General features: G+C 61.8%; 15 protein-coding genes. 7 read left to right on the top strand and 8 right to left on the bottom strand.

The genetic code is table 11. The annotated features are described in order from the left end of the window. The first annotated feature begins 15 nt into the window (after nucleotides 1-15). The 4 genes from ABIC75_RS11485 to ABIC75_RS11500 all read left to right on the top strand — a co-directional run bounded on the left by ABIC75_RS11485 (nucleotide 16) and on the right by ABIC75_RS11500 (nucleotide 5,143). Nucleotides 16-2,640 (top strand): RHS repeat domain-containing protein, encoded by a 2,625-nt coding sequence (locus ABIC75_RS11485; RefSeq protein ID WP_354013990.1) that lies wholly within the window; start codon nucleotides 16-18, stop codon nucleotides 2,638-2,640. Continuing rightward, on the top strand, nucleotides 2,630-3,169 hold the full coding sequence (locus ABIC75_RS11490; protein WP_354013991.1) for an OmpA family protein: 540 nt from the start codon (nucleotides 2,630-2,632) through the stop codon (nucleotides 3,167-3,169). The genes ABIC75_RS11485 and ABIC75_RS11490 overlap by 11 nt, the downstream gene beginning before the upstream one ends. A gap of 205 nt (nucleotides 3,170-3,374) precedes the next feature. Continuing rightward, nucleotides 3,375-3,671 carry a hypothetical protein gene (locus tag ABIC75_RS11495; protein WP_354013992.1) on the top strand — a complete coding sequence of 99 codons (297 nt, stop codon included), beginning with the start codon at nucleotides 3,375-3,377 and terminating at the stop codon, nucleotides 3,669-3,671. Nucleotides 3,672-3,802: 131 nt separating this feature from the next. Then, on the top strand, nucleotides 3,803-5,143 hold the full coding sequence (locus ABIC75_RS11500; protein WP_354013993.1) for a DUF6438 domain-containing protein: 1,341 nt from the start codon (nucleotides 3,803-3,805) through the stop codon (nucleotides 5,141-5,143). 299 nt (nucleotides 5,144-5,442) lie between these two features. On the opposite strand, the gene ABIC75_RS11505 is transcribed toward ABIC75_RS11500, so the two are convergent. Then, a complete protein-coding gene (locus ABIC75_RS11505) occupies nucleotides 5,443-6,213 on the bottom strand; it encodes a GIN domain-containing protein (protein WP_354013994.1) in 771 nt (256 codons plus the stop codon). 130 nt (nucleotides 6,214-6,343) lie between these two features. On the opposite strand from ABIC75_RS11505, the gene ABIC75_RS11510 reads away from it, so the two are divergent. Further along, a complete protein-coding gene (locus ABIC75_RS11510; protein ID WP_354013995.1) occupies nucleotides 6,344-6,856 on the top strand; it encodes a hypothetical protein in 513 nt (170 codons plus the stop codon). A 97-nt stretch (nucleotides 6,857-6,953) separates the two neighbouring features. Here ABIC75_RS11510 and mazG read toward each other — a convergent pair whose 3' ends face one another. From mazG to ABIC75_RS11540, 6 genes are read right to left on the bottom strand one after another with little or no spacing between them, the layout of a single operon-like run. Next, nucleotides 6,954-7,769, bottom strand: a complete 816-nt coding sequence (gene mazG, locus ABIC75_RS11515) for a nucleoside triphosphate pyrophosphohydrolase (RefSeq protein ID WP_354013996.1) — start codon at nucleotides 7,767-7,769, stop codon at nucleotides 6,954-6,956. Further along, nucleotides 7,766-8,593: a 3'(2'),5'-bisphosphate nucleotidase CysQ gene (gene cysQ / locus ABIC75_RS11520; protein ID WP_354013997.1), complete on the bottom strand. Its 828-nt coding sequence runs from the start codon at nucleotides 8,591-8,593 to the stop codon at nucleotides 7,766-7,768. Before cysQ ends, mazG begins: the two co-directional genes overlap by 4 nt. Next, nucleotides 8,590-9,147, bottom strand: a complete 558-nt coding sequence (gene nudE / locus ABIC75_RS11525) for an ADP compounds hydrolase NudE (protein ID WP_354013998.1) — start codon at nucleotides 9,145-9,147, stop codon at nucleotides 8,590-8,592. The genes cysQ and nudE overlap by 4 nt, the downstream gene beginning before the upstream one ends. Nucleotides 9,148-9,168: 21 nt before the next feature. Beyond that, on the bottom strand, nucleotides 9,169-9,516 hold the full coding sequence (locus ABIC75_RS11530) for a hypothetical protein (protein WP_354013999.1): 348 nt from the start codon (nucleotides 9,514-9,516) through the stop codon (nucleotides 9,169-9,171). Nucleotides 9,517-9,528: 12 nt separating this feature from the next. Continuing rightward, nucleotides 9,529-10,311 carry an inositol monophosphatase family protein gene (locus ABIC75_RS11535; RefSeq protein ID WP_354014000.1) on the bottom strand — a complete coding sequence of 261 codons (783 nt, stop codon included), beginning with the start codon at nucleotides 10,309-10,311 and terminating at the stop codon, nucleotides 9,529-9,531. Further along, entirely contained in the window at nucleotides 10,308-11,090 is a 783-nt protein-coding gene (locus ABIC75_RS11540; protein WP_354014001.1) for a type II secretion system protein N, read from the bottom strand. The genes ABIC75_RS11535 and ABIC75_RS11540 overlap by 4 nt, the downstream gene beginning before the upstream one ends. Nucleotides 11,091-11,152: 62 nt before the next feature. On the opposite strand from ABIC75_RS11540, the gene ABIC75_RS11545 reads away from it, so the two are divergent. After that, nucleotides 11,153-12,511 carry an adenosylmethionine--8-amino-7-oxononanoate transaminase gene (locus ABIC75_RS11545; protein ID WP_354014002.1) on the top strand — a complete coding sequence of 453 codons (1,359 nt, stop codon included), beginning with the start codon at nucleotides 11,153-11,155 and terminating at the stop codon, nucleotides 12,509-12,511. On the opposite strand, the gene ABIC75_RS11550 is transcribed toward ABIC75_RS11545, so the two are convergent. Then, a complete protein-coding gene (locus ABIC75_RS11550; protein WP_354014003.1) occupies nucleotides 12,508-12,834 on the bottom strand; it encodes a hypothetical protein in 327 nt (108 codons plus the stop codon). The genes ABIC75_RS11545 and ABIC75_RS11550 overlap by 4 nt on opposite strands. Nucleotides 12,835-13,006: 172 nt before the next feature. Here ABIC75_RS11550 and ABIC75_RS11555 point away from each other — a divergent pair, with 172 nt between their 5' ends. Further along, nucleotides 13,007-13,741 carry a 16S rRNA (uracil(1498)-N(3))-methyltransferase gene (locus ABIC75_RS11555; protein WP_354014004.1) on the top strand — a complete coding sequence of 245 codons (735 nt, stop codon included), beginning with the start codon at nucleotides 13,007-13,009 and terminating at the stop codon, nucleotides 13,739-13,741. Nucleotides 13,742-13,786 lie beyond the last annotated feature (45 nt).

Consider the following 13,786-nt stretch of genomic DNA (forward strand, 5'->3'; position numbering starts at 1 on the left):
CGTGTGAGGCGACGTGTGAAACAATATCTCAGGCGTGCAGCTGCGTGGACAATACTCGGATGTCTGCTTATTTCGCTCATGGCGCCCTCGCGCGCACTGCCTTTCTCCGACACTCAAATTCAAGCGGGTTGTCAACCACCGCAATCGATGGGTGTTGCGCAGGACTGCAACATACCGCCACGCGTCAGCTTGACCGTCACTGGAGATCGCAAGGCTCCAGCCACCCTGATGCTCGATGTGGGTGCGGTGAGCTACGACGGGCCGATCATTCACCTGTGGATCTATAAAGACGGCAATACGCTGTTCGAATTGCACGGCTCCGATTTGACGCCATACAACGATGGCGGCACGTTCTCCTACACCTATGAGTGGAAGAACGTTCCGGCGGGGACGTACACGCTGTGGGCTGGCGTACAGAGCAATATGGGCTCCATCTCCAGCAAGATCAGCGTGACAGTTGATCCCGGCAGCGGCGGTGGCGATCCCACGCCGCCTCCGCCTCCGCCTCCGCCGCCGCCGCCGCCATCGACGGTGTCGCTCACTCGTAGCTTCGTCTACGACGCCCAACAGCAACTATGCAAGACCATCGACCCCGAAGCCGGCGCCACTGTCTATGCCTATGATGCCGCTGGCAACCTTGCATGGTCCGCCAGCGGCCTGAACCTCCCAGATCCCACCAACTGCAACCGCAACGAAGCCGCCGCATCGGCAAGCGTCGTCACGCGCAGCTACGACAAGCGCAACCGTCTCAGCCAACTTTCGTTTCCTGACGGCAGAGGCAATCAGAGCTGGGGTTACACACCCGACGGCTTGCCCGCGCAAGTCATCACCACGGACAGCGCGGCGGGATTCGTCACCAACAGCTATAGCTACAACAAACGTCGCTTGCTGGTATCGGAAAGCCGCAATGCCTCTTTGGCGAGTGTGCAGGTGAATTACCGGTACGACGTTTATGGCCATTTGTCGGGCTATGCCGATGGCCACGTGGACGTCGTCTATGCGCTCAACGGCCTGGGCCAACCGACCAGAGTTTCCAGCGCTGAAGGCACGCTTGCCTCCGGCATCCGCTACCACCCCAACGGCGCCATCGCCGGCTTCACCTACGGCGACGATTTCATTCGAACCGTGCGGCAGAATATCCGGCAGTTGCCCAGTCGCATCACCGACACCAGCACCCTCGATCTCGAATATCGCTACGACCCCAATGGCAACGTTAGCGCCATCCTCGATCAAGTGCGGGGCATCGCCTATCAGCGCCAGATGACCTACGACGGCCTGGACCGTCTGACTAGCGCCACCTCGCCGCGATTTGGCGGAAACGGCGTATGGAGCTACACCTATGACGGGCTCGACAACCTACGCAATGCAAACCTGGGCGGTGTCAGTGCCCGGAGCTACTTTTACGACGCCAGGAACCGCCTGACCAACCTGCGAGATGGCAACGACACCACTGTTATCAGCTTGGCGTACGACGATCGCGGCAACGTCAGCAGCAAGAACGGTCAACGATACCTCTTCGACATCGGCAACCGCCTGCGTGAAGCGGGCGCGCCCGGCGACGTAGAATCCTACCTCTACGACGCCTATGGTCGCCGCACGCGCACGCAGCGCGCCGGAAGCGTTGGCGCGCTGGACAGCTTTTACAACCAATCAGGCCAGCTGCTGTTGCGCAGTGATCATCTGAGCACCTCATCCGCTGGGTGGCGCGATACGTCGTATATCTACCTCGGCACGCAGCTGCTGGCGGCGGTGGAGCGCCCTTCTACTGGCCTTGCCACCGTGCGCTACCAGCACACCGACGCCCAAGGTAGCCCCGTGGCCGTCAGCCAGTTCATTGGCTTACGAATCCCCGCGGAAATCACCGAACGCACCGATTACACACCCTACGGCGCGGCCATTGGCAAGGTGGTGGATGGTGTGAGCTATACCGGCCACGTGATGGATGCGACCACCGGTCTTACGTATATGCAGCAGCGTTACTACGACGCGGAGATTGGGCGGTTCTTGAGTGTGGATCCGGTGGGAGTGAAGGCGACCACTGGCAATAACTTCAATAGATACACTTACGCCAACGGCAATCCCTATCGGTTTTTAGATCCAGATGGGCGATACAGCTGCACAAACAATGATCATTGCAATGATTTTGATACGGCCATGGATATCGCAAGAAATTCGGTCAAAAGCGATCAATTAACAGACGATGAAAGAGACGGCATTCAAACTGTTTTAGACTTTATCGGAACGCCTAACGACGGCAACAAGGTGCTCATAACCTTTGACGGAGATGGCTTAAAGGGAGGAAAAACATCATATAACAAGAACGACGGAACAACGACACTCGCATTGCGCCCAGACAGCGATTTGAAGAATTTAGCAAAGAATGCGATCCACGAGGGAAAACATGGCCTGACAGACAGCTTACGAGGAAGGACTGACAACAATAGAGGAGAACGTCTAAATAATGAGATCGGTGCCTATCGAACGCAAGCCTATTATCAAAAAGCGCAAGAATACTCCAGATCATCAAAAGATCCCTGGATGCCAGGACGGGGAATAGTTGAGGAAAATATCTTATACAACGCCGAGCAATCGGTTAAGGCAGCCTGTCAAGGCTACACGGGAGGAAGCTGTGGCAATTAAGCTAAGCGCCTTGAGCAGCATAGTCGTTGCACTTATCCTGATTACCCTCGTGAACTCATGCCATGCTGATGACGCAATTGACTCTCCTCCAAACCTATCTATTGATTTCAAGACAATTTACTTCCCAGTACGGAGACCATATCCCTACGAGTCTTATCTGGACATGGATAGGATTCTTGACAAGGAAGGAAGGCAGACACTATGGGAATTACTCGATGCTTTAAACAGATACCCCATCATTGGCGCGAAGGTCTATGGCTACGCTGACGTAGAAGAATGCGAACCAAGCGAGTGCCAGAATTTATCGCTACGTCAAGCCATAGCAGTTTACGAGTGGTTTCTAAATCACGGTGTGCATCCCGCCCAATTGGGAACACCTATTGGGGAGTCGATAAACTATCCGTTGTACAGAGACGGAAGCGAGGAAGGCAAGGCCTTCAATCGTAGGGTACAACTTGAGCCAATAGATGTGCCGACCCAAGAGAAACTCGGTGAATTCAACCTGGAGGCGCATCACCCGCCGGCATAAGATAGCTCAGGCGCGATGGTCCATGGCATTAAGAAGCTGATCACTACGCTTGAAATTTGAGATCGATGAGATTGGCACACTGCACAGGCAATTTTCGGCTTCCAATGGAGTACTGCTGGAGGGAACGCATGAGGACGGCATCGATCCAAAATAGCTGGCGATACGGAAAGGATGGTATTTACATCATTCCGTCAAGGCATGATCCATGAACAATTTGCGATCCGACATTGTCCTAAGCGCGAATCGAGCGTTGCTCGGACAAGTCTTTCCAGAGCTTGTTGCGGTGTCCTGCACCATGTACAACGAACGCAAGTTTGAGTTGACGTTTTTTGTTGACTCTGCGCCTCCAGCTTTCAGAGAGGAAGATATCTCTTGTATTGAAACGGAGGTTATTGCCGACTTCCCGGAAAACTTCGAGATATCGCACAGGATCGTGCTGTCTAAGCGGGCCGCTCTCCCTGCACCCGATGCTTTTTGGATATTTCTCAGAAAGCTTGTGTAAAGACGAGTCATGCTTTGTGAGAATCGAGGCCTGCTCATGAGGCTTGAGGTCACCAGGATGATGAAATTTTTTTCCAGAAACGATACTTCGACACGTTATTTAATAGCGAATATTTTCCGCCAATTACGCCGATGAAAAAGCCTTATGCGCAATGCTTCCTGAAAGGCGCGCTTTTATCTTCGCTACTTCTCGCTGCTTCCCCTTTGAGTGCTGCAGAAAATGGCGCTGAGGAAGTCACGGTCGCTTTGGAACGATCGGCATGTTTTGGATCGTGCCAAGCTTACAGCGTCACCATCCATCGCGACGGGTATGTTCTCTTTACAACGGATATATCCCCTATCGATGAGGTTGACACCCTGCACAAGCAATTTGCGGCTTCCGATGGAGTATTGCTGCCAGGAACGCATGAGGACGACATCGATCCAAAAGAGGTGGCGGTGCTGGTCAAACAGTTTGAAGCGGCCGACTTCTGGCGTCTGAAGAGCGAGTATCGATCCGATGTCCACGATGCGCCGACTCAGGTCATAACACTCACTCTAGGTGATCGAAAGAAAGTCGTGCTCGACTACATGGGCACGCGGGCCGGAATGCCCAGGGCCGTAGAGGATCTAGAGATCGCCGTAGATCGTACTGCGGGTACTGATCGCTGGATAAAGGGAAGTCCAGGTCTTATTCCCTGGCTTGAGCGGACGAAGTTCGACTTTCATTCGGTCCATGCAGGTGAACTGGTTGTCGCGGCTGAAATGGGTGAGGCGGACGAGGCCACTGTCATGGCGCTCATCGATCATGACGCTCCCTTGGATCAGACGATCAACATCCCCGGAAGCTACCCCAGCCAGCCGGAGATGGCCGGGGTCACGTTGATAGAACATGCGATCCGGCGTGGGCATGCGGATGTATTCAAGCGCCTCTCAAAAGGGGGCTGGCTTGATCGACTGGGACGGACGGAGGCATCTCAAATCTTTGCCGAGTATGCTGCAGGATGCTCTCCTGCATTGGTTCATGCGGCAGCCGAATCGGGTGTTGATATCGACACTGCTGCCTTTCGAAAGACCGATGCCGATACAGAATCCCAAGGCAAGACTGCACTTGCGAACCTAGGGTCGCAGCACGTCTGCAGCCACGACGAGAACGCACGCGTTCTGACCGCGAAGGCACTTCTTGACCGAGGAGCAGATCCCAATCATCGGGATAGCCTCGGCAAGACGCCTTTGTACGGCGTGGAAAATCTTGATCTTCTAAACACCCTGCTCGCGCACGGTGCCGACGCGTCCGCGAAATCCAACGACGGAAGAAGCATGGTTTTCGGCAGTTGGAACGACGCCGTCGTATTGCGGCTGCTGGAGGCGGGCGCAAGCCCCGCCGGTCAATATGACTTTGGCGGCAAAACGCTAGCTCAGCAGGCCAAGGCCGGGGGCATGCCAATGGTGACACGATGGCTCGTTGCGCATCCGGAAGCGTACGAGCGATAGGCAGCTATCGGAGAGCTATTTCCATAGTTAGAGGAAATCGGCGCATCGCAAGATCGAATCTGCAGTAACCTCGACGCAGTCGTCTGAAACGAAAGTGCCCTCCTCCGGGCAAGGGCCATTGCGCCCGTCGTTATGCGACCAGAGCAGCCTTCAGCACAGGCTGCTAGTTCTCGCTCTCCTGATCAGCGAGCAGACTTGGGAAGCCTCGAATATCCAGCTCTTCCACTTCGCACCGATGACGAGGGAGAGCGTGTTTATTCGAGGTTCCCATTTGCGTCTATTGCGTGGCAAAGCGTCAATCAGTCGTCGCGATCGTGCGGCACGCTCACCTTGCCCTTGATGCCCGAGTGGCTCACGTCGCCGCTGCCCTTGGCGCCGAGGGTGAAGTCGCCTTGCACGTCGTGCACCACGAGGTCGCCCGAGCCGAGCGTGTCCACGCGCACGCTGCCGCCCACGTTGCGGATGCCGATGTCGCCCGAGCCGATGCTGCCCATGCGCGCATCGCCACGCACGCCGTTGATCTTCAGGTCGCCGGAACCGACCGAGCCGACGTCGAGGCTGCCCACGTCGTTCACGTCGATGTCGCCCGAGCCCACGCTCAGCGCGAACGGGCCGGAAATCTTGCTGACGTGCACGTCGCCGGAACCTACCTTGGTGGTCAGGCGCTGAAGGCTGGTCACCCACGCATCGCCGGAGCCCACGTTGAGCACCACCGGAATCTGCGACGGCGTCTGCATGTCGACCTTCAGGTCGGTGTAGCTGTAGCCGAAGGAAATGTGGGAGTGCTCATGGCCACCGATTTCCACCACGAGCCGATCGCCTTCGCGGTGCTGCGTGACGGTGAGATCGTCCAGCAGCTTGGGATCGGAAGCGCAGGCCTTGCCGGTCAGCGCACCCTTGCCGCCATCGCTGCCGCTGAGGTGAAGATCGTGGCTGTGCAGCTCCACCTGTACTTCGCGCACGCCGGCGAGGTCGAGGGTGAGGTCGCGCGGTGCCGAGTACTGGCATTGGTCGGCCGCGTGGGACGCCAGCGGGGCAAGCAACAGTGCGGCAAGCATGAGACGGCGCATGAATAGCTCCTTGTGAACGGGTCGAAGCTTGGATGGCGCCCCGCGGAAAAAGGTTTATAGCCTTCGCCGTCAACGTGTGTCCGCCCGCGGCGTTCTGGGACTTCACGAACCAACGTGGAGACCCGCTGCCATGCAATGCAAGACACTGCTCGCCTCCGCACTCGTCCTCATCATCGCCGGCGCGGCCACGCTGGTCATGGCCCAGGAGGCACCCCCTGCGCCCCCCGCCAAGGCCACGCAGGCGCAGGCACCCCGCAGCGCCATGCCGGGCCCCATGGATGGCCCCGGCTTCGGGCGTCCCGGTTTTGGCGGTCCCGGCATGCCGGGCATGGAGTCGCCGGTGATAGGCGACCTCACCGCACTGGAGCACCTGTACCGCGAAAGCGGCCGCACCAAGGAACTGCCGGCGCTCTACAACGAGGTGCTGTCCAGGTCACAGGACCCGCGCGTACGCACCTACGTGTACCACCAGCTCGCCCGAGTGCAGTCGGCGCCGAGCAATACGGACCAGGCCATTGCCACGCTCCGCAAGAGCCTCGACGAAAACCTGAGCAACGAGGCGAAGAAGCGCGCCGAATTCGACGAGATGCGCAGCAATTGGGAGCAGCGCCGTAACCAGGCGAAGCCCGCACCGCAGTCGTGACCCCATAACAAGAAAAGCGGCACTGTCGTCAGACAGCGCCTTGCCCTGAGGCACGGGAACCCCAGACCCCGTGCCTCTTTTTTGCCTTGAAACAGCCTCAGGCGGCCGTATCGTCCAGGCGCTTGGCGCGCTGCCAGAGCGCTTCCTGCGCGACGAGGTCATGCTCCGGCAGCGGCTTGCCATCGGTGCGCGCCATCTGCTCCATCGCGCGGAAGCGGCGCTCGAACTTGGCGTTCGCATGGCGCAATGCCTGCGAGAAATCCACGCCGGCGTGGCGCGCCAGATTCACCACCACGAACAGCACATCGCCGATTTCGTCCTGCAGGCGTTGCTGGTCGCGGCCGTTGGCGAATTCGACGCGCACTTCTTCCACTTCTTCGGCGAGCTTGTCGAGCACGGGTTGCTCGTCGGGCCAATCGAACCCCACCTTGGCCGCGCGTTCCTGCAATTTCAGCGCGCGCTTCCATTCGGGCAGGCCGCGCGAGACACCGGCCAGTGCGCTGTCGTCATGCTGCTCGCCCTTGGCAGCACGCTCGGCGGACTTGATGTCTTCCCAGGCCTTTTTCTGCGCGTCGAGGTTCTCGTAGCTTTCGTCACCGAACACATGGGGATGGCGACGAATCATCTTGTCGCTGATGGCATGCGCCACATCGGCGAATTCGAACAGGCCCGCTTCCTTGGCCATCTGCGAATGGAAGACCACCTGCAGCAGCAGGTCGCCGAGTTCGTCGCGAAGATCGGGCCAATCCTGGCGATCGATGGCGTCGGCCACCTCGTACGCTTCTTCGATGGTGTACGGCGCAATGGTCGAGAAATCCTGCTGCACGTCCCACGGGCAACCGTTCTGCGGATCGCGCAGGCGGGCCATGATGGCGAGCAGGTCGGTCATGTCGTGCTGCCGGGAATCGCTCATGACGCTTCCAGGTCAGCCGCCTCCAGGCGGGCCTTCCAGTCGATGGAGGCATCGCCCACGGCGATGAATTCCGGGTTGATCAGCGAATCGCCGCGGTTGTAGCGCAGTGGTTTGCCGGCCAGGTCGAGCACGGCGCCACCGGCTTCTTCCAGCACGCTCTGCGCGGCCGCGGTATCCCACTCGCTGGTGGCACCGCGCCGCAAATAGACGTCCGCATCGCCACGCGCCACCAGGCAGAACTTGAGCGATGAGCCCAGCGGCACCGATGCGTAATCGTCGCCGATCAACTGCTGCAGCAAGGCCACGCCCGAACCGCCATGCGAACGACTGCCGGCCACGGTGGCAGGCTCAGGCAAGTCGCGCGTGCCGATGCGCTGCCAGTCGGCACCGGCACTGCGCTGCAGCCACGCACCCTCGCCGCGCGCGGCGGCGTAGAGTTCGCCCGTCACCGGCGCCAGCACCACGCCGAGCACGGGCTCATGGTTTTCGATGAGCGCGATGTTGACGGTGAACTCGCCGTTGCGCTTGATGAATTCGCGCGTGCCGTCCAGCGGATCGACCAGCCAGTAGCGCTGCCATTCGCGACGCTGCGACCACGGCGCGGCGCGGGCTTCTTCGGAAATCACCGGCAGCGCGCCATCGAGCGCGGCGAGGCCGGCAGTGATCACGCGCTGCGCGGCGAGATCGGCCGCGGTCACGGGCGACTGATCCTGCTTGCGCTCGACTTCGAAATCCTGGCCGTAGACGACGAGGATGGCTTCGGCGGCATCGCGGGCAATCGCTGCGATCTGCTGCAGCAAGGGGGAAAAAGGGGCGTGGCTCATGTGGGCTGGAACCGGCCGGCGAGGTATTCGCGGGCCATGAAAAGTGCGGCGATGGAGCGCCCTTCGGTGACGTCGTCGCGGGCGACCAGCGTGTGCAGGTCGGCCAGCTTCCACGGCACCACTTCGAGTTCTTCGGGCTCGTCGCCTTCGAGGCGTTCCGGGTAGAGATCCTGCGCGAGCACCACGTGCGCCATGTGCGTCATGTACGAGGGCGACAGCGACAGGTTGTGCAGGATCTTGAGCTTGTGCGCGCCGTAGCCGATCTCTTCCTTGAGCTCGCGATCGGCGCCCTGCTCCACCGTTTCGTCGCGGTCCAGGCGGCCTTTGGGCAGGCCCAGCTCATAACGGCCCACGCCGGCACCGTACTCGCGGATGAGCAGCACGGTATCGTCGTCGATCATCGGCACGATGATCACGGCACCGAGCCCGCTGCCCTTCAACCGCTCGTAGGTGCGGTGTTCGCCGTTGGAGAATTCGAGATCGAGCTGCTCGACGCGCAGAAAGCTGCTGTCGTGCACGTCCCGGGTGGCATGGATGATCGGTGGCTTGCGCATCGGGCGATTGTAGCTCGCGCTTCAGCGCGGCGTGGAAATGGCGCTGCGGCGGCCCGTGAAGGCAGCCCAGATCAGCAGACCGAACAGCACAGCACCCAGCACGCTGGTACCGATGGATATGGCACTGATGGTGATGCTCAGCTTGGCCATGGGAACGCCGTTGCGCATCATGTGCGGAACATACCAGCCCGACATCCAGGTCGAGACGCCGATCAACAGCAATTCCAGAACGCACGCAATGAGCACCAGCTTGGCCGGTAGCGGTGCTTTCGGCCACCAGATGAGGGCCACCACCACGCCGGCCACGCATGCGGCGAACATCGGTCCGTGTCCGAGCAGCATGGTGTAGATGAGTGTGATGTCTTCCATGGTGTCGCTTCCTCAATGAGAAATCGTGAGCCGGTTAAGCGCCTGTGCGTGAATGGCCGGCGTGCCGGCGAGCACGCTCACCGTGTCGAGCGTGAGTGCCGCGCCATGGATATCGGTGAACACCCCGCCCGCCTCACGCACGATCACCGCCAGCGCGGCAATGTCCAGAATGTTCACGTCCGACTCGATGACGAGATCGAGCCCGCCGCGCGCAAGCAGGTGGTAATGGCAGAAATCACCGTAGCCACGGATGCGGTTGCTGTCGCGGATCATCTCGCCCAGCGCGTTCCAGCGCGCGTCGCGCGTCAGGGTCTTGATGTTGCCGGTGGAAATCGACGCCTTTGCCATTTCGTCGGTGGCGGCTACACGCACGCGTTCGCCGTCGAACCAGGCGCCGCCGCCCGCGCTGGCCCACATGGTTTCGCCATACACCGGCGCGCTCGATACGCCCAACACCAGCTCACCGCGATGCATGAGCGCGATCTGCGTGGAGAAGAACGGCGTGCGGCGGACGAAACTCTTGGTGCCGTCGAGCGGATCGACCAGCCACATCAAGTCCTGGTTGCTGTCGTCGCGGCCAAATTCCTCGCCGTAGATGGACGCCTGCGGCAAGGCCTTGTGCAGGATCTCGCGAATGGCGAGTTCGGCTTCGCGATCGGCCGCCGTCACCGGCGTGTCATCGCTCTTGAGCTCCACCGCCACGCCCTTGCGCCAGTAGTGACGCAGCACCACGCCGGCGGCATCGGCCGCGTCGCGCGCAGCCGCAAGGGCCTTGGACAGGTCCAGTTCGCTCATCGTTGTTCCCCGGGAAAGGCGGCGGCGAGACCGCCACTGTAATGGATGTGCGTGACGCCGCTGGCGTCCACGGTGCCAAACGCTGCAAGCCAACGCGACAGCGCCGGTTGCTGGCCGCGCGGCGCCGCGACGGCCGTGAAGCGGCGCGCGAGCGGGCTGAGTTGCAAACGGCCATCGATGTGCAGCGGGCCGTGGCCATCGTCCTGCAGATGCCCTTCGACGACGCCATTCACCGCGCGCAGGTCGGCACGCAGGTCGCCCAGTGGCAGATTTCCCTGCCGCGTGCGCAACACGGTGTCCTGCCACTGCACCTGGGTATCGAGCGTCCACGGCCAGCCGCCACGCAGCTGGAGGTTCGCCGCCGTTGCGCGCAACGTGCCTCGTGGCCAGCCGCCCAGCACCATGGGGCCGGCGCCGAGCACGTCCAGATCGATGCGCATCTGGACGTTCGTCCAGGTGGCTTCGCTGGCCTGTCGGCCCGTCATGCTGCCGATGAAATCGACGCGAGGGCCGTGCAGTTCCAGATGCAGGCGGTTGTCGCCGAACAACGCCATGCGCGAGAGCTGCCATTGCAGCGCGCCCAGGTTCTCGCCGCGAGCGGACAATACTCGCGCGGCCTTGCCGTTCCACACGAGGCCACTGACGTCCTGCAGTCGCACGCCATTCAAGCGCGCATCGAGCCATGGCAAGGCCCAGCGCGCCGGCAGGAACCACAGCAGCGCGAATGCAGCAACGAGTAGGGCCAACAGGCCCATCAATGCGGTACGCCAAACCTTCAAATCGGCTCCCTGGCTGGATGCAAGACTTGAGCGGGCATGCTCGAAACGCCGATCATAGCCGGATGAACACATTCCCCGCTGCCGACGCGCTGGTGCGTCGCGACCTGAGCCTGCTCTGGCACCCCTGCACGCAGATGCACGATCACCAGACGGTACCGATGGTGCCCATCGCCCGCGGCGAAGGCGCCTGGTTGATTGATACGAGCGGCCGCCGCTATCTGGACGGCATCAGCTCGTGGTGGACCAACCTGTTCGGCCACGCCAATCCACGCCTGGCGGCCGCGCTGGCCGAGCAGGCGAACACGCTGGAACACGTGATTTTTGCCGGTTTCACGCACGAGCCCGCAGTGGCGCTGGCCGAAGAACTGGTGCGCGTGACGCCACCGGGGCTGGATCGCGTGTTCTACGCCGACAATGGTTCGGCGGCGATCGAAGTGGCGCTGAAGATGAGCTTCCACTACTGGCTCAATCAGGGACACGGCGAGAAGACGCGCTTCATCGCGCTCACCGGCAGCTATCACGGCGAAACGCTGGGCGCGCTATCCGTAAGCGACGTGGCGCTCTATCGCAAGACGTATGCACCGTTGCTGCTCACGCCCATCCTGGCGCCCTCGGCCGACACGTACGAAGCGTTGCCCGGCGAAAGCCCGAGCGAGGTAGCCAAGCGTCGTCTCGACGAATTGCGCCAGCTGCTGGAACGCCATGCGCATGAAGTGTGTGCCGTGATCGTGGAGCCGCTGGTGCAATGCGCCGGCGGCATGCGCATGTATCACCCGGACTATCTCGCCGGATTGCGCCACCTTTGCGACGAATACGACGTGCATTTCATCGCGGATGAAATCGCGGTGGGTTTCGGCCGCACCGGCACCTTGTTTGCGTGCGAGCAGGCCAGCGTCGCGCCGGACTTCATGTGCCTGTCCAAGGGGCTCACGGGCGGCTTCCTGCCGTTGTCCGCCGTGCTCACCACCACGAAGGTGTATGAGGCGTTCTACGCCGAATACAGCGCCGGCAAGGCGTTCCTGCACTCGCACAGCTACACCGGCAATCCGCTGGCATGCCGTGTGGCGCTGGAAACGCTGAGGATCTTCCACGACGAACCGGTGCTGGAACGCAACCGCGTCCTCGCCGCGCATCTGCGCAAGCGCCTCGCGCCGCTACGCGATCATCCGAACGTGGCCGATGTTCGACAGACCGGCATGATCGCCGCCGTGGAACTGGTGGCCGACAAGGCCCGCCGCACGCCGTTCCCGGCGACGGAACGGCGCGGCTTGCGTGTCTACCTGCATGGGCTCCAGCACGAAGCGCTGCTGCGTCCACTGGGCGACATCATCTACTTCATGCCGCCTTACGTGGTCACCACGGACGAAATCGACCATCTGGTCGACACGGCCGTGGCAGGCATCGAGCGCGCCGTGGCTTAGTGGCCGCCGCTCACGGTGATGCTGGGATCGAGCTGCTGCAGCGCCGGGCCGAGTGTCGGCGAACCGGTGTTCTGGATGTCCTGGCTGCTGTAGCTGCGACCGGCCACGGGCAGGCAGGTGCCGGGCTTGGCCGGAATCAGGCTGCCCGTGCTCTGCAGGCAGTTGCGGTCGCCGGGTTGCGGCGGCTTCTTCGACACCGGCTGGTTCGCCATGTCCTGCTGACTTGTCTGCACCGTGGCGCCCGCCACGGCCGAGTTCTGCGCCATCGCCACCGGCACGGCGCCCAGCGCCACGACCAGTACGAGTAGGGATTTGCTGACCATGATCCACCTCCGGGGAATGAGGGATGTATGACATGCTGCGCCTGCGCCGTCCGGCAGGCAAATGCCGCCTGGCTGGCATCTCTCAAGCGTTCAGGTAGCCTCGCGCAAGCCGCATGGGACGGGGCATCGCCGCTCCGCTATGCTTTTCGTTTCCTTCCCGTCATAACGCCTCATGCGCACCATCCGCATACATGTCGAACTACCGCTGGCCGTGGGCCTGGAGTTGGCGCTGCCGGCCCAGGCAGGCGAGCACGTCGCGCGTGTGCTGCGCCTCACCGCCGGCTCGCCCGTCACCCTCTTCAATGGCGACGGCGTGGACTACCCCGCCGTGATCCAGGCAGTGGGCAAGCGAGAAGTCACCGTGCGCGTGGAAGCGGCCCAGCCGGTCGACAACGAGTCCCCGCTGCCGCTGACCCTGGCGCAAGGCGTGGCCCGCGGCGAAAAGATGGACCTGATCGTGCAGAAGGCGACCGAGCTGGGGGTGACGCGCATCGTGCCGCTGCTCACCGAGCGCTCGGAAGTAAAGCTCGATCCCGCCCGCGCCGAGAAGCGCCTGGCCCATTGGCAGGCCGTGGTAGCCAGCGCCTGCGAGCAGAGTGGCCGTGCCCGCGTGCCTACCGTGCTGCCGGCGATTCCCCTGGAACACTGGCTGCGCGAGCTTCCGCAGGATGAGGCCCTGCGCCTCGCCCTGCTGCCCGAAGGCACCCGGCGCCCATCCGAACTTCGCTTCACGGCGGCGGGTGGCGTGCTGGTGGTCGGCCCGGAAGGCGGTCTGGGCAACCGGGACACCGCCGCGCTGGCCGAGGCAGGCTTCGAAGGCCTGCGCCTGGGGCCGCGCATCTTGCGGACGGAAACCGCGGGCCTCGCCGCGCTGGCGGCCTTGCAGGCCCTGCACGGCGACGTCTAGCCCCAAACGAAAACACGCCCGCGAGGGCGTGTTTCGAAGCAACAG

Origin of the sequence: Dyella japonica (genome assembly GCF_040545895.1) — a bacterium.
Classification (GTDB): Bacteria; Pseudomonadota; Gammaproteobacteria; order Xanthomonadales; family Rhodanobacteraceae; genus Dyella; species Dyella japonica_D.